At 71.7% G+C, this 25,469-nt stretch carries 24 protein-coding genes; 5 read left to right on the top strand and 19 right to left on the bottom strand.

Features of this window, described 5'->3' with window-relative positions:
* Positions 1-26: 26 nt before the first annotated feature.
* The 14 genes from OG965_RS29840 to OG965_RS29775 form a co-directional block, all read right to left on the bottom strand.
* Positions 27-1,607 (bottom strand): acyl-CoA carboxylase subunit beta, encoded by a 1,581-nt coding sequence (locus OG965_RS29840; RefSeq protein ID WP_371655129.1) that lies wholly within the window; start codon positions 1,605-1,607, stop codon positions 27-29.
* 59 nt (positions 1,608-1,666) lie between these two features.
* Positions 1,667-2,335: a 4'-phosphopantetheinyl transferase superfamily protein gene (locus OG965_RS29835; RefSeq protein ID WP_371655128.1), complete on the bottom strand. Its 669-nt coding sequence runs from the start codon at positions 2,333-2,335 to the stop codon at positions 1,667-1,669.
* Positions 2,332-3,639, bottom strand: coding sequence for an MFS transporter (locus OG965_RS29830; RefSeq protein WP_371655127.1), 1,308 nt, complete (start codon positions 3,637-3,639; stop codon positions 2,332-2,334). Before OG965_RS29830 ends, OG965_RS29835 begins: the two co-directional genes overlap by 4 nt.
* A 12-nt stretch (positions 3,640-3,651) precedes the next feature.
* Positions 3,652-4,530, bottom strand: coding sequence for an alpha/beta hydrolase (locus tag OG965_RS29825; protein WP_371655126.1), 879 nt, complete (start codon positions 4,528-4,530; stop codon positions 3,652-3,654).
* A 145-nt stretch (positions 4,531-4,675) separates the two neighbouring features.
* Positions 4,676-6,181 (bottom strand): FAD-dependent monooxygenase, encoded by a 1,506-nt coding sequence (locus OG965_RS29820; RefSeq protein WP_371655125.1) that lies wholly within the window; start codon positions 6,179-6,181, stop codon positions 4,676-4,678.
* A 91-nt stretch (positions 6,182-6,272) separates the two neighbouring features.
* Positions 6,273-7,745 (bottom strand): FAD-dependent monooxygenase, encoded by a 1,473-nt coding sequence (locus OG965_RS29815; protein ID WP_371655124.1) that lies wholly within the window; start codon positions 7,743-7,745, stop codon positions 6,273-6,275.
* A 7-nt stretch (positions 7,746-7,752) separates the two neighbouring features.
* Positions 7,753-8,688 (bottom strand): aromatase/cyclase, encoded by a 936-nt coding sequence (locus tag OG965_RS29810; protein ID WP_371655123.1) that lies wholly within the window; start codon positions 8,686-8,688, stop codon positions 7,753-7,755.
* A gap of 28 nt (positions 8,689-8,716) precedes the next feature.
* Positions 8,717-9,502 carry a 3-oxoacyl-ACP reductase FabG gene (gene fabG, locus OG965_RS29805; protein WP_371655122.1) on the bottom strand — a complete coding sequence of 262 codons (786 nt, stop codon included), beginning with the start codon at positions 9,500-9,502 and terminating at the stop codon, positions 8,717-8,719.
* A gap of 23 nt (positions 9,503-9,525) precedes the next feature.
* Complete coding sequence (locus OG965_RS29800; RefSeq protein ID WP_371655121.1) at positions 9,526-9,792, bottom strand: acyl carrier protein; 267 nt, start codon at positions 9,790-9,792, stop codon at positions 9,526-9,528.
* 65 nt (positions 9,793-9,857) lie between these two features.
* Positions 9,858-11,072, bottom strand: coding sequence for a ketosynthase chain-length factor (locus tag OG965_RS29795; protein ID WP_371655120.1), 1,215 nt, complete (start codon positions 11,070-11,072; stop codon positions 9,858-9,860).
* Positions 11,069-12,343: a beta-ketoacyl synthase gene (locus tag OG965_RS29790; RefSeq protein ID WP_371655119.1), complete on the bottom strand. Its 1,275-nt coding sequence runs from the start codon at positions 12,341-12,343 to the stop codon at positions 11,069-11,071. Before OG965_RS29790 ends, OG965_RS29795 begins: the two co-directional genes overlap by 4 nt.
* The gene (locus tag OG965_RS29785) at positions 12,340-12,669 is read right to left on the bottom strand and encodes a TcmI family type II polyketide cyclase (protein ID WP_371655118.1); all 330 of its coding nucleotides are present in this window, start codon (positions 12,667-12,669) and stop codon (positions 12,340-12,342) included. The genes OG965_RS29790 and OG965_RS29785 overlap by 4 nt, the downstream gene beginning before the upstream one ends.
* Before the next feature lie 414 nt (positions 12,670-13,083).
* Complete coding sequence (locus tag OG965_RS29780) at positions 13,084-13,773, bottom strand: antibiotic biosynthesis monooxygenase (protein ID WP_371655117.1); 690 nt, start codon at positions 13,771-13,773, stop codon at positions 13,084-13,086.
* A 48-nt stretch (positions 13,774-13,821) separates the two neighbouring features.
* Positions 13,822-15,291 carry an FAD-dependent monooxygenase gene (locus OG965_RS29775; protein ID WP_371655116.1) on the bottom strand — a complete coding sequence of 490 codons (1,470 nt, stop codon included), beginning with the start codon at positions 15,289-15,291 and terminating at the stop codon, positions 13,822-13,824.
* A gap of 143 nt (positions 15,292-15,434) precedes the next feature.
* On the opposite strand from OG965_RS29775, the gene OG965_RS29770 reads away from it, so the two are divergent.
* Positions 15,435-15,881, top strand: a complete 447-nt coding sequence (locus OG965_RS29770) for a nuclear transport factor 2 family protein (RefSeq protein ID WP_371655115.1) — start codon at positions 15,435-15,437, stop codon at positions 15,879-15,881.
* A 115-nt stretch (positions 15,882-15,996) separates the two neighbouring features.
* Here OG965_RS29770 and OG965_RS29765 read toward each other — a convergent pair whose 3' ends face one another.
* Positions 15,997-16,413, bottom strand: coding sequence for a pyridoxamine 5'-phosphate oxidase family protein (locus tag OG965_RS29765; RefSeq protein WP_371655114.1), 417 nt, complete (start codon positions 16,411-16,413; stop codon positions 15,997-15,999).
* Between the two features lie 171 nt (positions 16,414-16,584).
* Here OG965_RS29765 and OG965_RS29760 point away from each other — a divergent pair, with 171 nt between their 5' ends.
* The 3 genes from OG965_RS29760 to OG965_RS29750 all read left to right on the top strand — a co-directional run bounded on the left by OG965_RS29760 (position 16,585) and on the right by OG965_RS29750 (position 20,282).
* Positions 16,585-17,178: a TetR/AcrR family transcriptional regulator gene (locus tag OG965_RS29760; protein WP_371655113.1), complete on the top strand. Its 594-nt coding sequence runs from the start codon at positions 16,585-16,587 to the stop codon at positions 17,176-17,178.
* 81 nt (positions 17,179-17,259) lie between these two features.
* Positions 17,260-19,431: a RecQ family ATP-dependent DNA helicase gene (locus tag OG965_RS29755; protein WP_371655112.1), complete on the top strand. Its 2,172-nt coding sequence runs from the start codon at positions 17,260-17,262 to the stop codon at positions 19,429-19,431.
* A 224-nt stretch (positions 19,432-19,655) separates the two neighbouring features.
* A complete protein-coding gene (locus OG965_RS29750) occupies positions 19,656-20,282 on the top strand; it encodes a hypothetical protein (protein ID WP_371655111.1) in 627 nt (208 codons plus the stop codon).
* Between the two features lie 139 nt (positions 20,283-20,421).
* Here the strand turns inward: OG965_RS29750 and OG965_RS29745 are convergent, their stop codons facing one another.
* From OG965_RS29745 to OG965_RS29735, 3 genes are all read right to left on the bottom strand, one after another.
* Positions 20,422-21,036, bottom strand: coding sequence for a hypothetical protein (locus tag OG965_RS29745; RefSeq protein WP_371655110.1), 615 nt, complete (start codon positions 21,034-21,036; stop codon positions 20,422-20,424).
* A 105-nt stretch (positions 21,037-21,141) separates the two neighbouring features.
* The gene (locus OG965_RS29740) at positions 21,142-21,852 is read right to left on the bottom strand and encodes a ribonuclease HII (protein ID WP_371655109.1); all 711 of its coding nucleotides are present in this window, start codon (positions 21,850-21,852) and stop codon (positions 21,142-21,144) included.
* A 195-nt stretch (positions 21,853-22,047) separates the two neighbouring features.
* Positions 22,048-22,674: a TetR/AcrR family transcriptional regulator gene (locus OG965_RS29735; protein ID WP_371655108.1), complete on the bottom strand. Its 627-nt coding sequence runs from the start codon at positions 22,672-22,674 to the stop codon at positions 22,048-22,050.
* A 239-nt stretch (positions 22,675-22,913) separates the two neighbouring features.
* On the opposite strand from OG965_RS29735, the gene OG965_RS29730 reads away from it, so the two are divergent.
* Positions 22,914-24,536 carry an MFS transporter gene (locus tag OG965_RS29730; RefSeq protein ID WP_371655107.1) on the top strand — a complete coding sequence of 541 codons (1,623 nt, stop codon included), beginning with the start codon at positions 22,914-22,916 and terminating at the stop codon, positions 24,534-24,536.
* Between the two features lie 21 nt (positions 24,537-24,557).
* Here the strand turns inward: OG965_RS29730 and OG965_RS29725 are convergent, their stop codons facing one another.
* A complete protein-coding gene (locus tag OG965_RS29725) occupies positions 24,558-25,469 on the bottom strand; it encodes an ADP-ribosylglycohydrolase family protein (protein WP_371655106.1) in 912 nt (303 codons plus the stop codon).

Here is a 25,469-nt window from a genome sequence, read left to right as displayed (position 1 = left end):
CGGTCACCTCTCTGGAGGAGTCGGGCCTACTGGGGCGGGTTGCCGTGCTTGCGGCGGGGCAGTTCGGCGTCCTTGGCGATGAGCATCGCGACCGAGCGGCACAGCACCGAGCGGGTCTCGCGCGGGTCGATGACGTCGTCGACCAGGCCGCGCTCCGCCGCGAAGTAGGGGTGCACCAGCTCGTTCTTGTACTCGTCGATCTTCTGCTTGCGCATCGCGTCGGGGTCGTCGGCAGCGGCGATCTCCCGGCGGAACACCACGTTCGCCGCACCCTCGGCGCCCATCACCGCGATCTCGTTGGTGGGCCAGGCGAAGGCGAGGTCGGCGCCGATCGAGCGCGAGTCCATCACGATGTACGCACCGCCGTACGCCTTGCGCAGCACTACCGAGATGCGCGGAACGGTGGCGTTGCAGTACGCGTACAGCAGCTTCGCGCCGCGCCGGATGATGCCGTCGTGCTCCTGGTCGACGCCCGGCAGGAACCCGGGGACGTCGACGAGGGTGATCAGCGGGATGCTGAAGGAGTCGCAGAACTGGACGAACCGCGCGCCCTTCTCACTCGCCTTGATGTCCAGGACGCCCGCCATGGCGGAGGGCTGGTTGGCGACGATGCCCACGACGTGGCCGTCGAGCCGGGCCAGCGCGACCACCAGGTTGGGCGCCCAGTTGGCGTGGATCTCCATGTACTCGCCCTCGTCGACGAGCTCCTCGATCACCGAGCGCACGTCGTACGAGCGGTTGCCGTCGGCCGGCACCAGGTCGAGCAGGGCCGCGCCCTCGCGGTCCACCGGGTCCGAGGTCTGCGCCAGCGGCGGCATCTCCCGGTTGTTGGACGGCAGCAGCGAGAGCAGATAGCGGACCTCGGCGAGGCAGGTCTCCTCGTCGTCGTACGCGAAGTGCGCCACACCCGAGATCCCGGCGTGCACATCCGCGCCGCCCAGCCCGTTCTGGGAGATCTCCTCGCCGGTCACCGCCTGCACCACGTCCGGGCCGGTGATGAACATCTGCGAGGTCTCGCGGACCATGAACACGAAGTCCGTGAGCGCGGGCGAGTAGGCGGCGCCGCCCGCGCACGGGCCGAGCATCACGCTGATCTGCGGGATCACCCCGCTGGCCCGGGTGTTGCGCTGGAAGATGCCGCCGTAGCCCGCCAGCGCCGAGACGCCCTCCTGGATACGGGCGCCGGCGCCGTCGTTCAGGGACACCAGCGGCGCCCCGGCCGCGATGGCCATGTCCATCAACTTGTGGATCTTGGAGGCGTGAGCCTCGCCCAGGGCGCCGCCGAAGATACGGAAGTCGTGCGCGTAGACGAAGACCGTACGGCCCTCGACCGTGCCCCAGCCGGTGATGACACCGTCCGTGTACGGCTTCTTGGCCTCCAGGCCGAAGCCGGTCGCCCGGTGCCTGCGCAGCTGCTCCACCTCGGTGAAACTGCCCTTGTCCAGAAGGAGTTCGATCCGCTCGCGCGCGGTCAGCTTGCCCTTGGCGTGCTGCGCCTCGGTCGCCTTGTCGCTCGGGCCGCGGACAGCCTGCTCCTTGCGTTCGCTGAGTTCGCCCAGCCGGTCGGAGACCTCGGCGGAGGACTGTGTGGTCGGCGTGGTCGGCATGATGTTCTGTTCCCCCTGTAGGTTGCGGATCCTTGGTGCGGAATCGACTGCCTTCACGGTCACGTCGGGTTGCGGAGCGCGGCCGCGGCCGCGTAGCCCGGCTGTACGGGCACATTGCGCACCGTCCAGCCGTGCGGGCGGCCCCGGGCGTTGCGGTCGCCCAGGTAGTCCGCCGCGGGTGAGCGGGTGAGTCCGGTGCCCAGGCCCTTGAGATAGGCCTCCTTGCGGGTCCACAGCCGGGCGAACGCCACCGTCCGCTCGGCGGTGGGCAGCGCGCGCAGTTCCTCGCGCTCCTGCGGGTGCAGCCGGGGCAGCACCATCTCGACGGCCTCGGGCGACGGGACGCGCTGGACGTCGACGCCCACCGGGTCCGCCGCGACCCCGATGGCGATCAGGCCGTGGCTGTGCGAGAGGTTGAAGTGGAGCGGCACGGGCGGATCGATCAACTGCGGCTTCCCGTACGGCTCCTCGCCGCGGCCGAGCACGATCCGGCCGGGTTCGAGGCCGGTGTACGCGGCGAGCAGGCCCCGCAGGGTGGCGTGCGCGGCCACGTACTGGATCCGGTCGCGCACCGAGACGTAGGACGCCGCGCGCGCCGACTCCAACTCGTCCAGGGCCCGCATCAGCGGGCACACCTGCGCCACCTCCTCGGCGGGCGGGCGGAACACCAGCAGGTGCAGCCGTCCCGCCGCGGGGGCCGCCCGCAGCGGCGTACGGGTCGCGTTCACCGGCGCACCGCCTCGTGGACGGGGCCGCCCTGCTCCGGGTCACCCTGCTCCGGGTCACCTGCCGCGTCCCCGGCGGCCTCGGTGAGGCCCGCGTCGCGCCCGCCGCGCCGGTCGTACGCCAGCGCGGCGAGCGCCGCCGCCAGCGAGACCAGGCCGCCGACGTAGAAGCCCGAGCGGGCGCCCAGGTGTTCGGCGAGCCAGCCGATGAGCAGCGAGCCCAGCGGGGTCGAACCCTGGAGGATCAGGGTGTACAGCGCCATCACACGGCCCCGGTACTGCGGGTCGCTGCCGAGCTGGACGCGGTGGTTGACGGCCTGGACGAAGAAGATGGTCGCGCCGCCGGTGAGCGAGAGCAGCACGATCGCGGCCGCGAAGCTGGGCGCCCAGCCCGCCACCGTCTCCAGGACCGCGAAGACCAGCGCCGCGCCCACCACCAGACGGCTGGAGGGGCGGCTGCGGCGCGCGGTGGTGGCGAACGCGGCGATCAGCGAACCCGCCGCGAAGCCGGTGGTGAGCAGCCCGAACGAGGCGGCGTCGGCGTGGAAGACGGTCTTGGCGTACAGCGGCAGCGTGAGCTGGAAGTTGAGCCCGAAGAGCGCGATCACCCCGACGAGGGCGAGCGGCAGCTTCAGGTCCGGGTGGGCGGCGACGTACTTGAGCCCGTCGATCACCCGGGGCCGGGTGTCCTGCCGCGCGCCGAGCAGAAGTTCGCCGGGCCGCATCATCCGCAGGACGATCACGGTCGCCAGATAGCTGACGGAGTTGAACAGCATCACCCAGCCGGTGCCGAAGCCGGTGATGAGCAGCCCCGCGAGGGCCGGGCCGACCACCCGGGCGGTGTTGAAGTAGGCGGCGCTCAACGCCGAGGCGTTCGGCAGCAGTTCGGGCCCGACCAGCTCGCTGACGAACGACATCCGGGTCGGCACCTCGACGGCGTTGACGACCCCGAGGCCGAGCGCGCAGAGCCAGATGTGCCACAGCTGGACGGCGTCCGCGAACGCCAGCAGCGCCAGGACCAGGGCCAGCACACCGGACGCCAGATTGGCGCAGGTGAGCAGCAGCCGCTTGTCGTAGCGGTCGGCGAGGCGCCCGCCGTACAGGGTGAGCAGCAGCAGCGGCGTGAACTGGAGCGCGGTGACGACGCCGAGGGCGGTGCCGGAGTTGTCGGCCAGGCCCAGGACGATCCAGTCCTGGGCCACGACCATCATCCAGGTGCCCGCGACGGAGACGACCTGCCCGGCCGCGAACAGCCGGAAGTTACGGACCGCCAGTGAGCGGAAGGGATGGGCGAAGGTGCTGGTCATAGGCTCGGATGGTCAGGCATCGCGTCCCGCCCTGGTGATGCAGTCCTCCAGGAAGGCGAGCGTGCGCAGGTGGTAGGAGCGGGCCGCCCAGCCGAGGCTGATGTTGTGGCCGGCGTCCGGCTGGCGGTCGACGACGATGCGGGGTGCGGCGGTCAGCTGCGCGGCGAGGTCGGCGAGGTCCTTGTCACCGTGCAGCCACCAGCCCTCGTGCTCGGCGAAGGTGAGCCGGACGGGGATGCGGACGCGCGGTGCGAGGGCCGCGAACAGCTCGGGCCAGCGCGGCAGTTCGCCCGCCTCGCGCTCCGGCATCGGCGCCACGACGGAGCCGCTGCTGCGGAACGTGTTCGGCGGGTACAGCCGCAGCGGGCCCCAGTGCCGGGCGATGTGCTTGAGGCCCTTGCGGAGCACGCCCGGGGTGACGGCGTAGCGGTGGCCGCAGCCGGAGATGTCGAGGCCGAGGAGGCCGTCGCCGGTGCAGTGGGCGGCGGCGGAGAGCGCCAGCTTGCCGCCGAAGGAGTGGGCGACGAGCAGGATGCCCGCGCCGGTGGGGTACTTGGCGGTGAAGTCGTCGATCCCGGCGCGCAGCACGTCGGTCTGGTCGGCGACGGTGAGGCCGTCGGGCAGCTGGGCGGCGGACTGCCCGTAGCCGGGCCGGTCGACGGCCAGGACCGTGTAGCCGAGCCGGGCGCCGAGCGTCAGCAGGGACAGCTCGGGGTGGGCCTGGCCGTCGAAGTACCCGGCGCTCATGCCGCCGCCGTGGACGGCGACGACGGTCGCGCGGGGGGTGCCTTCCGGCTCGCACAGCAGCGCGGACAGGGTGACACCGCCCGCGTCCAGGGTGATCCTGCGAACGCCCTGGGAAACGACCGCCGGTGCGAGCGTGCTTTCCATCAATGCCCCCGTTTGCGTTGGCTGTTGAGTGGACGACTGTTACGTGGCCGACGCCCCGCACCCCCAGAGGGGCGCGGGGAACTGCGCGACCAGCCGGAGCCGGCCCGCAGACGCTTCACAGCCCTCCGGACCGAGCTCTCCGGCGTCACGAACTCGCCGGACCGAACCACTGCCCGAGGGCGGCCTCCAGGGCCGAAACGTCGTCCCCGGCCCAGGCGACATATCCATCGGGCCGTACGAGCACGGCACCCGCACCCGCGAGCGGGTCGGTACCGCCATCCACCGGCTTGGCGGAGGCCGTGACGACATCGACACGCCCCGCCCACCCGGCCGCGGCATCCCGGACCGCACCGGAGTCGGCCAGATCGAGCAGCACCCCACGAGCCGAGTGCAGCAGCGCGGTGGTGCTGGTCTCACCCGCCGCACCCACCAGCGTGCGGTGCGCGACACGACGGCCGACCAGCGGATGCGACGCGTCACCCAGCTCGTACCGGATGTCCAGACCACTGACGATCCCGGCGAGGTGGCGCTTGACGTCGTCGTACTGGATGAGCTCGCCGAAGAGCTGGCGCAGCGGGTCGGCCTCGGGGCCGCCGAGGAAGACCATGCCCTGGGCGCGGGTGTTCATCAGCAGCCGGGCGCCGACCGGGTGGCGCTCGTCGTGGTAGGTGTCGAGCAGCCCCTCGGGCGCGGTCCCGGCGACCTCCGCGGCCAGCTTCCAGCCGAGGTTGGCCGCGTCCTGCACACCGGTGCTCAGGCCCTGGCCGCCGGCCGGAAGGTGGATGTGGGCGGCGTCGCCGACCAGGAGGACCCGGCCGCGCCGGTACTCGGAGGCCTGGCGGGTGGCGTCGCTGAAGAAGCTGACCCACTCGGCGCCACCGTGCGAGATGTCCTCACCGGTGATCGACTGCCAGGCGGCGGCGACCTCCTCGAAGGAGACCGACTCGCCGCTGGCGCGGGCGGGCGCGTTGTCGGGGCAGACGATGATCCGGTCCACGCCCGGGGCGAGCGGGGCCGCCATCACCATGCCGTTGTTGAGCCGCTCCCCCAGGAAGCGCGGGCGCAGCTCGCAGCCGGTGACGTCGGCGAGGAACATCGCCCGGGTCGCGGAGGTGCCCGGGAAGTCGAACCCGGCGGCCTCGCGCACCACGCTGCGGCCGCCGTCGGCGCCCACCAGGTAGGAGGCGCGCAGCTTGCGTACCGCGTTGGGCGTCTGGACGGTGATCTCGACGTCGTCGCCGTCCAGGAAGCCGTCGGTCAGCTCCAGGAAGTCCCAGCCGCGCCGGATGTCGACGCCAAGACCGGCCGCCCACTCCTCCAGGACCGCCTCGGTCTTGTACTGCGGGATGCCGCGCGCCCCGAAGTGCCCGCCCTCCAGGACGGTGTAGTCGAACTGCACCCCGCCGAAGTGGCCCATCGGGCTGATCTCCAGCGTCTCGCCCTGCCCGAACCGGGGCAGCAGACCGCGCTGGTCGAAGATCTCCATGGCGCGGGCCGTGAAGCCCAGGCCACGGGACTGCCCGGTGGGCTCCGCCAGCCGTTCGACGACGACGACCCGCGCCCCGCCGAGGCGCAGCTCGCCGGCGAGCATGAGACCGGTCGGACCCGCGCCGACGATGATGACATCGGTGTCCACGGCTGTCCCCTCCATAGTGTTCCCTTTCCTGGACGTGCCCTGTGGTGCCCTGTCGTGCTGAGGAGTCGTACGGTCGTGCGCGGGGGTGGGGGGTGGTACGGGAGATTCAGTGCGCGGGGCCGAACCAGCGCTCCAGGGCCTCCCGCAGCCCGGTGCCGTCGGTGTCCGGCTCGCCGGCCCAGGCCACGTATCCGTCGGGCCGCACCAGGACGGCGCCCACGCCTTCGAGGGCGCCGTCCTTCTCCGGCGCGGCCGGCAGCGCCGTGACCCGGTCCGCCCAGCCGGAGGTGTCCGGCAGCGCCGCACCGCCGCCGGACAGATCGAGGAGCACACCGCGTGCGGTGCGCAGCAACTGGGCCGTGTTCACCGGGCCTTCGCCGGTGGTCAGGCCCGCGTCCGGCAGCCGGGCGCCGAGCAGCGGGTGCCCGGGGCCGCCGACGTCGTAGCGGATGTCGAGACCGCTGACCATCCCGGCGAGGTGCGCCCGGACGTCGTCGTGGACGAGGAGCTCGGTGAGCACCGAGCGCACCGGCTCCACCTCGGGGCCGCCGAGCAGCAGCATGGCCTGGGTCCTGATGTTGGACAGGACCCGCCGGCCGACCTCGTGGCGTTCGGTGTGGTACGTGTCGAGCAGGCCCTCGGGGGCCGTCTCTGCGAGGTGCAGGGCCAGCTTCCAGCCCAGGTTGAAGGCGTCCTGGAGGCCGAGGTTGAGGGCCTGGCCGCCGATCGGCATCTGGCGGTGGGCCGCGTCCCCGGCGAACAGGATCCGGCCGCTGCGGTACTGGGTGAGCTGGCGGTTGGCGTCGCCGAACGAGTTCGCCCAGAGCGGGGTCCCGCCGCTGATGTCCTCGCCGGTGACGCGCTTCCAGACCGCCGCGATCTCGCCGAACTCCGGGTCGCCGGTGCGCGGTTCGGCCGTGGAGCCGAACTCGTGCACCATCACCCGGGTCACCCCGTCGCGGGTCGCCGCGATGGCGAGCCCGGCGGACAGCCGCTCGAAGCGGCGGTTGGGGATGGTGACGCCGGCCACGTCCGCGCGCAGCAGCTCGCGGCCGGCGTCGTTGCCCGGGAACTCGGCCCCGGTGAGGCGGCGCACGGTGGAGTCCTCGCCGTCGCACCCGACGAGGAAGCCACCGCGCACCACGACCGTGCCCTCGGGCCCGGCCGCCGTCGCCTCGACGAAGTCGCCCCGGTCGGACACCTCGCGCAGCTCGTGGCCGCGCCGGATGTCCACGCCCAGCGAGAGCGCCCACTCCTGGAGCAGGGCCTCGGTCCGGGTCTGGGGCATCTTCCACTGCCCGGGGAAGGGGCTGGGCAGCGTGAGGTCCATCGGGATGCCGCCGAAGTGGCCGCGCGGCTCGTTCGGCGGCGTCCCGAAGACGTCGAGCAGGCCACGGCTGTCGAGGAGCTCCATGGTGCGGGCGTGCAGCGTGGAGGCCCTCGACTCCGTGGTGGGCGTGGCCCGTTGTTCCAGTACGACCACATCGGCGCCGCCAAGACGCAGCTCACCGGCGAGCAGAAGCCCGACGGGGCCGGCGCCGACGACGATGACCTGTGTGTCCAGGCGGTCCGGGGTCATTTCTGGCTCAGCCCTTCTGCTCGGCGTACGTCTTGGCGTGGTTGAGCGTGGCCGTGCTGTTGGTGGACAGCGCGGTGTGCACGTACTCACGGGCGTCCGCGACGGTGGCCTCGGGGCCGAGGATCTTCGCGATGTTGTCCGTGTTGAGCGTGACGGTGTGCTGCGAGGAGGCGGCCGTGCCCTCGGGCGTCTCCTCGAACGTCCAGATCCCGGTGTGCAGGGTCATCAGCGCGGGCAGCGTGACCTGCTTGTACGCGATCTTGTGGTGCGGGAAGGTCACCCGGTACGACTTGGTGGTGTGCACCGAGCCGTCCTTGGCGCGGGTGTCCATCTCCAGCGTCTGGAGCCCGGGGGTGTCCTCGGTGAGCCGGACGACGGCCACGTGCGGCAGTCGCTCGGACCAGAGGTCCGCCTCGTTGATGAAGTCGTACAGGTCCTTGGGCGAGCCCTGGACGATGACGGTGTCGGTGAACGAGAACGTCACCTCCTCGGTCGCGTGGGCCAGTTCGACGTTCTGCTTGAGCGCGGCCAGCTCCGAGCGGCTGTTCTTGTCGACCGCCTCGTCGATCCAGGCCAGGCCCTTGGGGTCGTCGTCGATCGCCCGGTAGTCGTGCAGCAGCCGCACCCGCGAGGAGTTCTCGGCCAGGGTCTCGATGATCCAGGTGCCGCCCATCGCCGCGACCGGAGGCGTGGTGACCTCCTGGCGGAAGGTGATGCGCAGGCCCTCCGGGTCCAGCTCGCGGTGCGAGGTCCAGTTCTTGGCCTCGCCGTTGGCGGTGGCCCAGATCCGGATGCGCTCGTGGTTGTCGTGCTCGCCGACCTGGTCCACGTAGATCGTGGGCGGGAAGATCCGCGGCCAGTTGGTCACCTCCGCCAGCAGCCGGTACACGGCGGCGGCGGGGGCGTCGATGGTGATCTCGTGCTCGACCTCACGGGTCGTCATAGCCGCTCCTCCTTCAGGAACTTGGCGATCAGAAGTTGCCGAGGCCGCCGCAGACGTTGAGCGCCTGCGCGGTGATGGAGGCGGCGGTGTCGGAGGCCAGGTAGCCGACCAGGCCCGCGACCTCGTCCGGGGTGGAGTAGCGGCCGAGCGGGATCTTGGACTGGAACTTCTCCAGGATCGCGTCCTCGGAGGTGGAGTACGCGGCGGCGTAGCCCTGGCGCACGCGCTGCGCCATCGGCGTCTCGACGTATCCGGGGCAGACGGCGTTGACCGTGATGCCGGTGGGCGCGAGCTCGTTGCCCAGGGCCTTGGTGAAGCCGACCACGCCGTGCTTGGAGGCCGAGTACGGGGCGCCGAGGACGACGCCCTGCTTGCCCGCGGTGGAGGCGATGTTGATGATCCGGCCGCGGTCCTTGTGGCGCATGCCGCCGGTGTTCAGGACCTCGCGGGTGACCCGGAAGACGCTGTTCAGGTTGGTGTCGATGACGGCGTCCCACAGCTCGTCCTCGATGTCGGCGGTGACGCCGCCACCGGACCGGCCGGCGTTGTTGACCAGCACGTCGACGGTGCCGAAGCGGTCGACGGCCGCCTGGACGAACGCCTTGACGCTGTCGGCGTCGGTGACGTCGAGCGCCGAGCCGTCGGCATCGAGGCCTTCGCCCTGGAGCTGCTTGACGGTCTCGGTGACGTTGTCGGCGTTGCGCGCGCCGATGAAGACCCGGTGTCCCTGGGAGGCGAGCAGACGGGCCACGGAGAGCCCGATGCCGCTCGTGGCACCCGTCACCAGTGCGACCCGTGCGGTGTTCTCGGTCATTGTCGTTCTTCCTTGTCTGTGGCTCAGGCGGCGGACGCGGAGGACAGCTGGGCGTTGACGACGTCGATGAGGGCGCGCGGCGTGGTGGCGTCGGTCAGCGCGTCGTCGTCCAGCGAGATGCCGTACTCACGCTCGATCCGGCCGCCCGTCTCCAGGAGCGCGAGCGACTCGTATCCCAGGACCTCGAACTCGGTGTCCAGAATCTCGCCGTCCAGGTCGACGCCCTCCTCGGCGCCCGCTGCCTCAAGGAGGATGCGCTTGAGGTCGTCGAGGGTGAACGTGGTGGCCATGGGATTTCCCTTTCCAAAGTAAGTACGGCGTGTCGTCTGTCCGTTGGGCCGGTGCGGCCCACCGGCTACTCGGCTGCGCGGACGACCACGGCGGAGTTGAACCCGCCGTAGCCGCGGGCGAGGACGAGGGCGGTGCGCACCTCGGCGGTGCGCGGCTCGCCCAGGACCAGGTCCAGGTCGTACTCGGCGGCCGGGTCGATGTGCACGGTGGGCGGGATGACCCCGTCCTTGATGGCGAGGAAGGCGGCGGCCAGGTCCAGCGGGGCCGCGCCCGAGTAGAGCCGTCCGGTCATCGTCTTGGGCGCGGTGACCGCGACTCCCCGGGTGCCGAAGACCGCGTTGAGCGCCTCGGCCTCCTGGCGGTCGAGCTCGGGGTCGGCGGCCGCGTCGGCGAAGACCACGTCCACGTCGCCCGGGGCGACCCCCGCGTCGGCCAGGGCGAGTTCGATGGCCTTGCGCAGCCCCGGCGGACGGCCGGAGCCGGCCTTCGGGTCGATGGTCGAGCCGTATCCGGAGACCTCGCCGTAGATCCGGGCGCCGCGGGCGCGGGCCGCCTCGGCGTCCTCCATGATCAGGATCGCGCCGCCCTCGCCGGGTACGTAACCTGCCGCCTCGCTGTCGAAGGGCAGATAGGCGCGGGTCGGCTCCTCGCTGGTGGAGAGCCGGTCGCTGGCCAGCTGGGCCACCCAGCCCCACGGGCAGACCGAGGCGTCGATGGCGCCGGAGACGATCAGCGCGGTGCCCTTGCGGATCTGCCGCCGGGCCTGCGCCACCGCGTCGAGACCGCCGGCCTGGTCGCTGACGACCACGCCGCTGGGGCCCTTCATCCCGTTGCGGATGGAGATCTGGCCGCTGTTGACCGCGTAGAACCAGGCGAAGGACTGGTACGCCGAGACGTACTGGCTGCCCTTGGACCACAGGGCCTGGAGCTCGCCCTGGCCGAACTCGAAGCCGCCGGCCGCGCTCGCGGTCACCACGCCCATGTCGAACTCGGGGAGTTCGGCCGGGGTGATGCCCGCGTCGGCGAGCGCCCAGTCGGTCGCGACCAGCGCGAGCCGGGTCACCCGGTCGGTCTGCGGGAGCAGCCGGCTCGGCAGCAGGTCCTCCGCGACGAAGCCCGGGACCTCGCCGGCCAGCTTGGCCGGGTAGGACGACGGGTCGAAGCGGGTGATGCGGCCGATGCCGCTCTTGCCACCGACGGTCGCCGCCCAGTAGTCCTGGATGCCGAGCCCGTTGGGGGACGCCACCCCCAGGCCGGTGACCACCACGGACGACGTCATGCGAGCTTCCTCTCGGGACGGGCGAGCACCACGGCGCTCTGGAAACCGCCGAAGCCGCTGCCGACCGAGAGGACCGCGTCGGTCTTCCGGTCGCGGGCGGTCAGCGGCACGTAGTCCAGGTCGCACTCGGGGTCGGGCGTGTGCAGGTTCGCCGTGGGCGGCACGACGTTGTACTCCATGGCGAGCGCGGAGGCGGCGATCTCGATCGAGCCGATCGCGCCGAGCGAGTGCCCGACCATCGACTTGATGGAGCTCATCGGCGTCCGGTACGCGTGGTCGCCGAGGATCCGCTTGACGGCCGCCGTCTCGTGGCGGTCGTTCTGCTTGGTGCCGGAGCCGTGGGCGTTGATGTAGTCGATCTCGTCGCCGTTCATCCGCGCCTCGTCGAGCGCCACCCGGATCGCCTCGGCCATCTCCGCGCCGTCGGGGCGCAGACCGGTCATGTGGTACGCGTTGGAGCGCGTGGCGTAGCCCGCGATCTCCGCGTAGATGTGGGCGCCGCGCTTCTGTGCGCTCTCCAGCTCTTCGAGCACGAAGAAGGCGGTGCCCTCGCCGAGCACGAAGCCGTTGCGGGAGTTGTCGAACGGCCGCGACGCCGTCTCGGGCTCGTCGTAGCGGTTCGTGGTGGCCTTGATCGCGTCGAAGCACGCCATCGTGATCGGCGAGATCGGCGCGTCCGAGGATCCGGCGATCATGACGTCGGCGGAGCCCTCGCGGATCAGCTCGACGGCGTAGCCGACCGAGTCGATGCCGGAGGTGCAGCCGGTGGACACCACGGTGCTGGGGCCCTCGGCCCCGACCGCCCAGGCGACCTCGGCCGCGAACGAGCTCGGCACCAGGTGGTTGTAGAGGTGCGGGGCCGCGTACTTGTGGTCCACGAGGTCGAGCCGGCCGCCGTCGCTGACGACCCGGTACTCCTCGTCGAGTCCCATGGTCGCGCCGACCGCGCTGCCGACGGTGACGCCGATGCGGTACGGGTCGAGTCCGCCGAGCTCCAGGCCGCTGTCGGCGACCGCGCCGCGCGAGGCGACGACCGCGAACTGCCCGGCGCGGTCCATGCGGCGGACCTCCTGCGGGCTCAGACCGTGCTCGTACGGGTCGAAGTCGATCTCGGCGGCCACCCGGGAGCGGAACGGCGTCGGGTCGAAGAAGGTGATGCCGCGCGTCGCCGTGCGGCCCTCGCTGAGGAGGCTCCAGAAGTTCTTGCTGCCGATTCCACCCGGGGCGAGCACCTCCATCCCCGTGATGACGACCCTGCGAGGCGTTGTCACGCGCCCGCCTCCCAGTTGTAGAAGCGGGCGGCCATGGCGTCGGCGGGCGAGCGCCAGGTGGCCGGGTCGTACGCCTGGATGAACGGCTTGAGGTCGTTGCTGATCCCGATGAACCGCGGGTCGTTCTTCGCGGCCTCGATCAGCTGACCGCCGTTGTCCGCGTCGAAGTCCTGCAGGTGGAAGTAGAGGCCCCGGTACGAGAACAGCTGGCGGCGCCGCGTTCCCATCAGGTGCGGCATGTCCGTCGCGTCGAACTCGGAGAACAGTTTGGCGACGTCGGTGCTCGAACCGGGTTCCATGCGGGCGACGATCAGCGTGCTGTGCATACGTTTTCGCTCCTCAGCGGTTGCGGTTGATCCGGCACTGGCCGTGCTCCTGGCGCGTACGACGTCGGACGCACCCGAATACGAGGGCCATGAACGGGAGTTGAGCGAGAGGATCAGCGGTGGCGAACCACGCCCCGGATCATGTATTCAAGGGTCTTCTGATCCCGCTCGCCGTTCAAGGCGCCCCGGTTCAGGTCTACGTCCGGTTCGGTCAGGTTCCGCAAATACACCGCAGCCATGTCAGAGAACCGGCAGCGATGAGCAGGTGCCTGACGCAGAAGTGTCACGTCGGCGTCAGGTGTCGTCAGGTCGCGAACCGGAGCGTCTCCCCTGCCCGTTCGGGCCCGGAACGCCGAAACGCCCGGCTCCAGGAGCGGAGCCGGGCGTTCCGTGGTGCTGCGGTGGAGCTAGGTGTTACTCGCCGGCCGCGCGGGTGTGGACCACGCGGTAGGTGTTGGAGTCCACCGACGTCAGGAGCGAGCCGGTGCGCTTCTCGGCGTCCTGGCGGGCGGCGGGCTTGTCGCCCTGCGGCACGGCCTGGTAGGCGTCGAACGCCTCCTTGCTCTCCCACTGCGAGTAGGAGACCACGAAGGAGCCCTCAAGCCCGCGGGCGGCGACGCCCTTGAGGATCGTGTGGGAGATGTAACCGGGAACGTCGTTCAGGAACTTCATCGACGGGCCGAGCGCGTCGACCAGGTCGCCCTGGTTCTTCTCCTCGACACCGAAGACCGCGATCACGGTGTAGTCGGTGCGCTCCGGGGAGATCTCGACGCCGTCGCCCGACTTGGACTGCGAGTAGCCGATCTCGTTCTGCAGCAGGCGGATCGAGGTGGTCAGCTCGCCGAAGAGCGGCAGCGTACGGTGCTTGAACTCCTCGCCGTCGTACCGCTCCTCCAGGTCGGCGCGGCTGCGCCACTGGATGAAGTTGGCCGTGCCCGGCTTGTCCACACCGGCGTGCACGGTGGAGGACATCCAGCCCGGGTAGGCGGCCGAGTCGACGATCTCGCGCATCGCGCCGAGCAGGCCCTCCTGCTTCTCCGGGGCGTCCGTGGAGAAGAGGTTGAGGACGGTCAGGTTCTGGTCATCGGAGGAAATCTTGGGCATGTTCTTCGCTTCCTTCGGGTGTACGGGTGGAAAGGGAGTAAGCCCAGCTCAGTTGGCTCGGCCGAACCATCGGTTGAGGGATTCGGCGAGCCCCTCCGTGCGCGAGGCGGAGGGGGCGACCCAGGCGACGTAGCCGTCGGGACGCACAAGGAAGGCGTCCAGGCCCGAGTCGCAGTCGTGCTGCTCTGCGGTGACCGTGGTGACACGGTCGGCCCAGCCCGCGGCGAGCTCTCGCAGGTGGGAGTCGTCGGTGAGGTCGAACAGGACGGCCTTGCCGGCCGCCAGCAGCTCGAAGTTGGTGGTCTTCTTGCCGTCGACCACCAGTTCCTCGTCCTTGAGACGGCGGCCGAGGAGCGGATGGTCGCCCTCGCCCACGTCGTGCCGGATGTCCAGTCCGGTGACCATCCCGATCAGCGTCTTCTGGACGTCCTCGAACCCGGTGAGCTCGGTGAAGACATCGAGCAGCGGGGTGATCTCGTCGCCGCCCAGATAGAGGATCCGCTGGGCGAGCGTGTTGGTGAGCACCCGGGCACCGACCGGGTGGCGCTCGGAGTGGTACGTGTCGAGCAGGCCCTCGGGGGCCTGGCCCTTGATCTCCAGGGCGAGCTTCCAGCCGAGGTTCACCGCGTCCTGCACTCCGGCGCTCATTCCCTGGGCTCCGATGGGCAGGTGGATGTGCGCGGCGTCGCCGGCCAGGAAGACCCGGCCCTTGCGGTACTCGGCGGCCTGGCGGCTCACATCGGTGGTGGTGGAGACCCAGTGCACCGTGGCGCCGCTGATGTCCTCACCGGACAGGCGCTTGAACGTCTCGGCCACCTCGTCGAAGGTGATCGGGTCCGGGCTCTTGCGGAGCGGCTCGCTCCGGTCGAAGTAGACGATCCGGCAGCGCTCCGGGCCGAGCGGCAGCACCATGACCATGCCGCCGGGCACCCGCTCGCCGCTGAAGCGCGGGCGCAACGGCACCCCGCTGATGTCGGCGAACCGGAGCTCGATGGCCGGGTCGGTGCCCGGGAAGTCGATGCCCGCGAGCTTGCGCACCACACTGCGGGCGCCGTCCGCGCCCACCAGGTAACGGCCGCGCAGCGTGGCCGGCCCGTCGGGCGTGGAGACCTCCACGGTGACCCCGTCGGCGCCGTCCTCCAGGCCGGTGACCTCGACCCCGCGGCGGACCTCGGCGCCCAGCTGCCCGGCCCAGCCGGCCAGCACGCCCTCGGTGCGCGACTGGGGGATGCCCCGAGCCCCGTACGAACCGCCCTCGACCAACCGGTAATCGATGGACACTCCGCCGAAATGGCCGACCGGAATGACGTCCACACCACCGAAACGCTCCAGCAGTCCACGCTGGCCGAATTCCTCGATGGTACGCGCCGAGAATCCCAGAGCACGCGACTGCTGTATCGGCTCGGCAAGGCGATCGACGACAATCACGGACACGCCGTTCAGGCGCAGTTCGCCTGCGAGCATGAGTCCAGTGGGGCCGGCTCCCGCGATAATTACGTCCGCGTCAAAGTTAGACATCTACCCTCTTCCGACTGGCGTTTCTCCAGTATCCCGAGGGGGCAACCGAGCGTAAATAGCTGCTAGTACAGGCCTTTGACAAGTACGTCAACTCCGCTACAAGGAGTCTTGGTCAGAGGCCTGTACCGGAGTCATCCTCAACCATGACCTCAAGCCAATCCACCGCCGATGTGGCGGGACTGCTCGACCGCTACCTGATCAATCTGGACGACGACAAGCTCGATGACGCCTGGGCCCGGGGGCTGTTCACCGAGGACGCCGTCGTCGAGTTCCCGATGAGCCGGCACGAGGGGATCGCGGGCCTCGCCGAGTACCACAGCACGGCGCTGGCGGCGTTCGCCCTCACCCAGCACATCAACTCGCCCGCCGTGGTCGAAATCGACGGCGACCACGCCTCTTTGCGCGCCAACATCGTCTCCACCCACGTGCACCACCCCTCCGACCATCCGGAGGACGCCGACCGCGCTCCGATATTCGCGAACGGCAGCCTGGTGAGCGCGAAGGCCCGCCGCACCCCGGACGGCTGGCGGCTGAGCCTGCTGTCGCTGCGCATGATCTGGGTGACCGGCACCCCGCCCCGCAAGGGCTGAGCGCCCACGACGAACAAGAGCGCGGCGGTACGGGGAAACACTCCCCGTACCGCCGCGCTCTGCTTGGCGGTTGCCGCTCGGCAGTTGCCGCTCGGCCTTCGCCGTACGGCCTTCCCTACACGTTCAGGCTCAGCACGCGGTCGACCCGGATCTCGACCACCACGCGGCCGGGCGGGTTGGGCGGGCCGGAGCGGTAGCGCCGGGCGTAGCGGCGCGCGCCCTCGGTGACCCGTGCGGGCTCGTCGACGACCGCGGCCGCGCCCTCCAGGGTGACCCAACTGAACCCGGCAACCTGGCAGATGGCGACCCGGCCGCCCGCCGTGGCGATCAGGTTGCGGGCCTTGCGGGACGAGGACACCGTCATCACCCGGGCGAGCCCCGCCTCCGCGTCCCAGGTGAACCGCACCGGTGCCACGTGCGGGGACCCGTCGGGCCGGATGGTGGTCAGCGTGCCGATGTGCGGCTCCGCCAGGAATGCCTCCACCGACGCCGACACCTCCGGCGCACTCGTACGCCCCAGGGGCAACGACATCGTGTTCTTCCTTCCGTCTCACTCCGGCTACCAGGCCATTGTCAACACCCGGGGCCGACCTTTGGAACAGACTGGGCAACTGCGAACCGCATACCCCAACTGGCGTGAAGTCGGGGCTGGTTCAGTAGGTAACGGCAGGGCATAGTAGAGTCAAACGGAGGGAGGTTCCGTATGCCAACGTCAACGCCAGTCAGTGAGAGCGGTCCCCGCCGGCTCCGGGCTGACGCGGAGCGCAACCGGGCCCGGGTCCTGAACGCGGCGCGCGAGCTCTTCGCGGAACGCGGCGCCAACGTGTCCATGGACGAGGTGGCCCGGCACGCCGAGGTCGGCGTGGGCACGCTCTACCGCCACTTCCCCACCAAGGAAGCCATGGTCGTGGCGGCCTCCCAGCAGCGCTTCGGCGAGATCCTCACGTACTACCGCACGGTGTGCCGCGAGTCGGCCGAGCCGCTCGAAGCGCTCCAGATGCTGCTCACCCGGGTCGGCGAGGTGGAGGCCCGCGACCGCGGCTTCGCCAGCGTCGTCGGCGGCACGCTCGGCTCCGAGGGCCCGCCCAGCACCATGCGGGCCGACCTGGAGGCCGAGCTCGTGGACCTGGTAGGCAAGGGCCAGGCGACCGGCTCCATCCGGCGCGACATCGCGGGCGTCGACATCCTCGCCCTGACCTGCGGCCTCACCTCGATCGTGCACCGCCGCACCGGCGACTGGCGACGCTACATCGACATCGTGCTCGACGGCCTGCGCTCGGACCACATCACGCCGTAGCGGCCGGCCCGGGGGCGTGCGGCGGGGCCGGGGGCGCCCGTGGACGGGCCGGATGTCAGACCCGTCCTGTTGTATGGGGGCATGAACGACACGAGCACCACGGATCTGCGCACCGCGGCCGACGCCGTCCTGGCCCGCCTGGTCGGCGACCCGACGGGGGCGGCCCGGCTGCGCGAGGACCAGTGGCGCGCCATCGAGGCGCTCGTCGCCGGGGGGCGGCGGGCACTGGTCGTCCAGCGCACCGGCTGGGGCAAGTCCGCGGTGTACTTCGTGGCGACCTCGCTGCTGCGCGAGCGCGGCAGCGGCCCCACCGTGATCGTCTCGCCGCTGCTCGCGCTGATGCGCAACCAGGTGGAGGCCGCCGCCCGCGCGGGCATCCGCGCCCGCACGATCAACTCGTCGAACACCGAGGAGTGGGAGACCGTCCAGGCCGAGGTGGCCGCGGGCGAGGTCGACGTCCTCCTGGTGAGCCCGGAGCGGCTCAACAACCCGGACTTCCGCGACGAGGTGCTGCCCAAGCTCTCGGCGGCCACCGGCCTGCTCGTGGTGGACGAGGCGCACTGCATCTCCGACTGGGGCCACGACTTCCGCCCCGACTACCGCCGGCTGCGCACCATGCTCGCCGAGCTCCCCCCGGGCGTCCCGGTCCTCGCGACAACGGCGACGGCCAACGCGCGCGTGACGGCCGACGTGGCGGAGCAGCTGGGCACCGGCGCGGACACCGACGCGCTGGTGCTCCGCGGCCCCCTCGACCGCGAGAGCCTGAGTCTGAACGTGCTGTCGCTGCCGGACGCGGCGCACCGCCTGGCTTGGCTCGCCGACCACCTCGACGAACTGCCGGGCTCCGGGATCATCTACACGCTGACCGTGGCGGCCGCCGAGGAGATCACCGCGTATCTGCGCCAGTGCGGGCACCCGGTCGCCTCCTACACGGGCCGCACGGAGAACGCGGACCGCCAGCAGGCCGAGGACGACCTGCTGGCCAACCGGGTCAAGGCACTGGTCGCCACCTCGGCCCTGGGCATGGGCTTCGACAAGCCGGACCTCGGCTTCGTGGTCCACCTCGGCTCGCCCTCCTCCCCCATCGCCTACTACCAGCAGGTGGGCCGCGCCGGCCGCGGTGTGGAGCACGCGGAGGTCCTGCTGCTCCCCGGCAAGGAGGACGAGGCGATCTGGCGCTACTTCGCCTCGGTCGCCTTCCCGCCCGAGGAGCAGGTCCGCCGCACCCTGGACGTGCTGGCCCAGGCGGGCCGCCCGCTCTCGCTGCCCGCCCTGGAGCCGCTGGTCGAGCTGCGGCGCACCCGCCTGGAGACCATGCTCAAGGTCCTCGACGTGGACGGCGCGGTCCACCGCGTCAAGGGCGGCTGGACATCCACCGGACAACCCTGGGTGTACGACGCGGAGCGGTACGCGTGGGTGGCCCGCCAGCGCTCCGCCGAGCAGCAGGCGATGCGTGACTACGCGGCGGCGAGCGGCTGCCGGATGGAGTTCCTGCGCCGCCAGCTCGACGACGAACAGGCGGCCCCGTGCGGCCGCTGCGACAACTGCGCGGGCGCCCGCTTCACCGCCGAGGTCTCCGGGAAGGCGCTGGACGCGGCCAAGGGCGAGCTGGGCAGGCCCGGCGTCGAGGTCGAGCCCCGCAAGATGTGGCCGACCGGGCTCGCGGCGGTCGGCGTCGACCTCAAGGGCCGTATCCCCGCGGGCGAACAGGCCTTCCCCGGCCGGGCGCTGGGCCGCCTCTCGGACATCGGCTGGGGCAACCGGCTGCGCCCGATGCTCGCCCCCCAGGCCCCCGACGGACCGGTTCCGGACGATGTGGTCGACGCCGTCGTGACCGTCCTGGCCGACTGGGCCAAGGGCCCCGGCGGCTGGGCGGGCGGCGGCCCCGACGCGCCGCCCCGGCCCGCCGGAGTGGTCACCGTCGCCTCGCTCACCCGGCCCCGCCTCGTCGAGTCGCTGGGCGCCCGGATCGCGGAGATCGGCCGCATGCCCCTCCTCGGACGCGTGGAGTACGGGGAGGAGGCCGCCGGGGCCCGCGTTCCCGCCTCCAACAGCGCCCAGCGGGTGCGCGCCCTGCACCACGCCTTCACGGTGCCGGACGAGCTGGCGCGGGCGGTGCGGGAGGCGGGCGGCCCGGTGCTGCTCGTCGACGACCGCTCGGACACGGGCTGGACGCTGGCCGTGGCGTCCCGGCTGCTGCGCCGGGCGGGCGCGCAGGGGGTGTTTCCGCTGGTCCTCGCCGTGCAGGGGTGACCGCTGGGAGTCCGGGGCGTGACCCGGGGTGCGACTGGGCAGGGATATGAGCGCCATACCCTCCGATTCCAGTCAGCGGCTCCAATTGCTCGTTGCCGCGTGCCCGTCGGCCAGCGAGAATTGGAGCCGCGCCTCAACGGCGGACCCGGTGTCCGGGGCCCTGCCGTGCTGCGCCCTCACCCGACCCTGCCCGCACTGTGGGCGCGTATCCGGAAGGGAGGACCGTGACCTTCGGATTCGCTCCGTCCGCAGCCTCGGCAGGCGCGTCGTCCCTCATGTCGGCGGCCTCGGCGAACCGCCTCGCCAGGATGCTGGAGCCCGCGGAGTGGGCCTCGGCGGGGATCCCGCTGCTGCGCAACCCCCGCGAGGTGGTCAGCGGGCTGCACAGCAGGCACCGCCCGACCCTGTCGACCGCCGTGATCGCCGTCCTGGACCACGAGGAACGGCTGGCCGCCAGCGCCTCGTTCGTCCGGCGCCCGGTCGCCGCCGACGGCTGGGAGTTCCGCAACGCGCTCCTCGCACACCTGCGCAGGGTGCTCCCGCACGACCTGCGCCGCCGGACCCCGGTGCGCACCGCCGTACTGCTCTACTGCCGTGACGGCGACGAGCGTTGGACCGAGGAGGACGGCGCCTGGATGTGGGGCCTGCGGGACGCCTGCACCCTGCACGGGCTGCGCTGCGGCGCGTACATCACGCTGACGCGCGGCGGCTGGCAGGTGCTGGGCGAGGGCCGCGGCGGCCGCCAACCCAACTCCGCGACCCGCCCGGGTTCCCTGGGCGACCCCGACCTCGCTCCCCTGCCCCTGCGCAGCGGCCCTGCGGAAACCCTCCGCAGGGTGGCGGCCCGCTAGCGCGTCGCAACGCCTTGAGCTGAGTATCGTCTGCGGACCGTGGGTGGCTGGGCGAGCAGTTCCCCGCGCCCCTGGCCACCCAGGGGCGCGGGGAACTGCGCGATCAGCCCAAAACGACCCGCACCCAGAGAGCCCGCCCTCAGACGCCCGCGCTGAGCGCCGCGTTGATCCGCTGCGGGTCACCGCAGACGATCAGCAGCGCCCGCGCGCGCTCGCGCGCGACCGGCAGCGCGGCCAGAGCCGCGTCATCCCCGCCGTTGACTGCGACGATCACCACGGGCCGGGCGGCCGCACGGGCGGCGTTCGCCGCGTCCGCGTAGAAGACGTCGTCGCGCGCGTCGTGCTGCGCCCAGTACGGCTCCTCGCCGAAGGACAGCTCGTGCGCCGCCCACGGGTGCGGGTCACCGGTGGTGAGGACCAGGATCTCGCCCGGCGCGCGGCCGGTGTCGAGCAGCAGGTCCACCGCCTCGCCCGCGGCGTCGAGCGCGCCGTCGGCCGGGGCCGGGATCAGCTGGATCTGCGGCCCGGAAGCGGTCTCCGGACGGGGTGCCTGGGGCTGCGCGGCGGTGTGCGTGCGCTGCGCGGGGGGCGTGGGCCGGGCAGGACCGGGGCCCGGGGTGCCGGGACGCGGTGCGGCCGCGGTACGCGGACCAGGAACGGGACGGGGGGTCGGCGCGGTGCGGCCGGCGGCCGGAGTGACGCGGGGACCCTGGGCGCTCTCGTGAATCTGAGGCTCCTCGGGGATGAGAGGCATGGGTAAAGGTCTATCAAACGCCGGTGAATGGGGCACCACCAGGTGGGCACAAAAGTGCGATCGGGGCGGAGTCTCCCCGTTAAGGGCGGGGAAAGTCCAGGGATTTCAGAAGTCGAAGCCGAGCTGGCCCCCGCTTTCCAGCGCGGCCGCCGCCGCGGAGACCCGGACCTTCTTCAAGTGCCGCCAGCGCGGCATCGCGTCGAGGTACGCCCAGGACAGCCGGTGGTACGGGGTCGGCCCCCGGTCCTCCAGTGCCGTCTTGTGCGTGGGCGAGGGGTAGCCGGCGTTGTCGGCGAAGCCGAACACCTCGTACTCCCCCGCCGCTCCCCCGAGTTCGGCCATCATCGCGTCCCGGCGCACCTTGGCGATCACCGAGGCGGCCGCGACCGCGATGCAGGACTGGTCCCCCTTGATGACGGTACGGACCCGCCACGGGTCGCCGAGGTAGTCGTGCTTGCCGTCGAGGATCACCGCCTCCGGCCGTACCGGAAGCGCGTCCAGTGCGCGGACGGCGGCGAGACGGAGCGCGGCGGTCATTCCGAGCTCGTCGATCTCTTGTGGCGAGGAGTGCCCGAGCGCGTACGACGTCACCCAGGACTCCAGGATCCCGGCCAGTTCGAGGCGGCGCTTGGGGCTGATCAGTTTGGAGTCGGTCAGGCCCTCGGGCGGCCGGCGCAGCCCCGTGATGGCGGCGCACACCGTGACGGGACCGGCCCACGCCCCGCGTCCGACCTCGTCGACACCGGCAATGATCTTGCATCCGGTGGTGGCGCGAATCGAGCGCTCGACGGTGTGGGTGGGTGGTTCGTACGGCATGGCGTCAGCAAGGTTACGCCGCCCGGGACGCCGATGACACCCCGGCCACCCCGTACCGCGCGGTCGGGCCGCGCGAACCCGGTGAGCGGGGAGTCCGGACCACACGATCGGACAGACCCGGCACCGTGATCAGGCAGGCCCGACACCGTGATCAGGCAGACCCTGCACCGTGGTCAAGCAGACCCTGCACCGTGGTCAAGCAGACCCGGCCCGCAGCAGCGGCACCATCACGTGATCGATCATCTCCGCGACCGCCTCGTCCGGCCATTCGCTTCCGCGCACCTTCGCCCGGAACATCATCAGCCCGGGAATGACATCGAAGATCACCTCCGCCGTGGCGTCGGACCGCACGTCACCCCGCTCGATTCCGCGCTGCACGGCCTCCCGGAAGAGCCGCTGGGCGGGCTCGACCAGGCGCCGCAGCACCATCCCGTGGAACCGTTCGGCGCTGGCGGCGTCGCACTCGTAAAGCACCGAGCGCAGTGCGAACCCCGACCGCGAGTACATCGCCTCCCGCAGCCGCAGACAGAGCTGGTAGAGGTCCTCGCGCACCGAGCCGTGGTCGTCGGCCCGGTCCAGATCCGGCAGCCCGTTCCGCAGCGCGTCGGCCACCAGCTCCGCCTTGGAGGACCAGCGCCGGTACACCGCGGCCTTCCCGGTCTGCGCTCCGGCGGCCACGCCCTCCATGGTGAGGGCGTTCCAGCCGACCGTGCTCAACTGCTCAAGGGCCGCGTCGAGGATCGCCCGTTCCAGGACGGGTCCCCGGCGGCGCGGCGAGACCTGCGGGGCCTCGTCGGCAGCAGTCAGGCGCGAAGTAGCCATCGTCTTCTCTCCGTTGGGGACGGGTCCGCGGGGCGGACGGGTCTGCCCCCATGGTGGTCGCCCGCCATCCGTTTGACCAGGCACGGCATCCCCGAACACCCCGTACGGGTCCCGCCATCCCACCGCCCGCCTGCCCCAACTCCCCTTAGTGAACGCTTGTGTTCACTCTCTCCGGCTCGCTAGGGTCTTCCATAGTGAACGGTGGCGTTTCCTAGCACGGCTGCTCAAGGGGACCCTTTATGACGTCAGATCAGATAGACGCGAAGCCCGGCGCCCACACTCCCGAACCGCACCCCCCACGCCCGGACCGCCCCGGCATCGCCCTCGCGGTCATCGCGATGTGCCAGCTGATGGTGGTCCTGGACGCGACGATCGTGAACATCGCGCTCCCCCACATCCAGACCTCCCTCGGCTTCTCCACCAGCGACCTGACCTGGGTCATCAACGCCTACGCGCTGACCTTCGGCGGGCTGCTCCTGCTCGGCGGCCGGGCCGGCGACCTCCTCGGCCGGCGCCGGATGTTCATCACCGGCATCCTGGTCTTCACGCTCGCCTCGCTCCTCGGCGGCTTCGCCCAGGAACCCTGGCAGCTGCTCGCCGCCCGCGCCCTCCAGGGCATCGGCGGCGCGATCGCCTCCCCCACCTCGCTCGCCCTGATCGCGACCACGTTCCCCGAAGGCCCCGCGCGCAACCGGGCGTTCGGCGTCTTCTCGGCGGTCTCCGCGGGCGGCGGCGCCATCGGTCTGATCGCGGGCGGCATGCTCACCGACTGGCTCAACTGGCGCTGGGTACTCTTCGTCAACGTCCCCATCGGCCTGGTCATCGCCGCACTCGCGCCCCGCTACATCCGGGAGTCGCAACGTCACCCCGGCAGCTTCGACCTGGCCGGCGCGTTCACCTCGACCGGCGGCATGGCGGCATTGGTCTACGGGTTCATCCGGGCCGCGAGCGACGGCTGGCGCGACGGCCTGACCCTGGGTTCCTTCGGCGTGGCAGTCGTCCTGCTCCTCGCCTTCGTGGCGGTGGAGCGGCGCTCCCCGCAGCCGATCACCCCGCTGCGGATGTTCGCCGACCGCAACCGCTCCGGTACGTACGTGATCATGCTGAGCCTCGCCGCGGCCATGTTCGGCATGTTCTTCTTCATCGTGCTCTTCGTGCAGAACGTGCTGCACTACAGCCCGGTCAAGGCAGGAGTCGCCTTCTTCCCCTCGACCCTGGCCATCGTCCTCGCGGCGGGCCTCGCCACAAACCTGCTGCCCCGCATCGGTCCCAAGCCCATCGTGGTCACCGGGACACTGATCACCGCGGGCGCCATGGCCTGGCTGACCCTGATCGACCCGGACAGCACCTACACCGGCGGGATCATCGGCCCGCTGCTGCTCTTCGGCTTCGGCATGGGCCTCAACTTCGTCACGCTCACCCTGACCGCGGTCTCCGGCATCGCCGACAGCGAGTCGGGGGCCGCGTCCGGCCTGCTCAACACCACCCAGCAGGTCGGCGGCGCGCTCGGCCTGTCCATCCTGACCACGGTCTTCGGCACCGCGAGCCGCAACGAGGGCAGGACCCAGCTCCAGGACTTCCTCGCGCACGGCTCACCCGAGCAGAAGGCGGCCTTCGCCAAGTCCCACCAGCTGCCCGCGCCCTGGAGCGACGAGGTCCTCGCCCACGGCATCGGCACGGCCTTCATCGCCGCCGTGGCCCTGGTGTCCCTCGCCGCGCTGGTCGCCGTCTTCGTCATCCAGGTACGCAAGAGCGATCTGGAGGCGCTGAGCGGCAAGGCGGGCGTGCCGGCGGGTGACACCCACCGGTCCGGGCGCCCACCGGTCCGGGGCGCCCGGGAAGGCCCCACGGCCACCGGCTGAGGCCCGGCGCGAAGGCCCGTCTCAGCGCGGAGCCGTCGCCGGGACCCAGCCCGGCAGCTCCTCGGTCCGCGCCAGCCACTCGGCCGGGGGCGCCCCGGCCTTGCCGGCCGCGATCACCCCGCCGACGATCGCGCAGGTGGTGTCGACGTCGCCGCCCGCCTGCGCGGTCGTCCAGAACGCCTTCTCGAAGTCCCCGAGCCCCCGCGCCGCCGACCACAGCGCGAACGGCACCGTGTCGTGCGCACTGGTCCGCCGCCCGCACCCGAGCACCGCGGCCACCGTGCCCGCGTCCCCGTAGTCCAGCATGTCCCGCGCCCGCCGCAGCCCCGCACCGACCGCGCTGCGCGGCACCAGCGCAACGACGCCGTCGAGCAGCTCCGCCGGGGTCGGCGGGCCCGCCGGAGCGGCGGCCAGCGCGGCGGCGGCCGCCACCGCCATCGAGCCCACCACGGCCTCGCGGTGCTGGTGGGTGGTGTACGAGGAGATCTCGGCCTGGTGGGTGGCCTGCTCCGGGTCGTCCGCGTACCAGGCACCCAGGGGCGCGATCCGCATCGCGGAGCCGTTGCCCCAGGAGCCCTGCCCGTTGAAGAGCGCGGCGGCCAGCTCCCGCCAGTCCCCGCCCTCCCGGATCAGCCGCAGCATCCGGTTGACGGCCGGGCCGTACCCCCGGTCGAAGTCGTGGTGCTCGGCGAAGGAGCGGGCGAGCCGGTCCTGGTCGATGCGGCCGTGCGCGGCCAGTACGGCCAGGACCGAGCAGGCCATCTCGGTGTCGTCGGTCCACTGCCACGGGCCGTCGGGCAGCCGACGCCGTTTGAGCAGCGGATAGTGGGCGGGGACGAAGAACTGGGAGCCCAGGGCGTCTCCCACGGACAGCCCGCGCAGGCTGCCCAGCGCGCGTTCGAAGCGTGCGTCGAGTGTGGAGTCAGCGGTCAT

The organism is Streptomyces sp. NBC_00224, from assembly GCF_041435195.1.
Lineage (GTDB): Bacteria > Actinomycetota > Actinomycetes > Streptomycetales > Streptomycetaceae > Streptomyces.
This window is presented reverse-complemented; position numbering and strand designations above follow the sequence as displayed.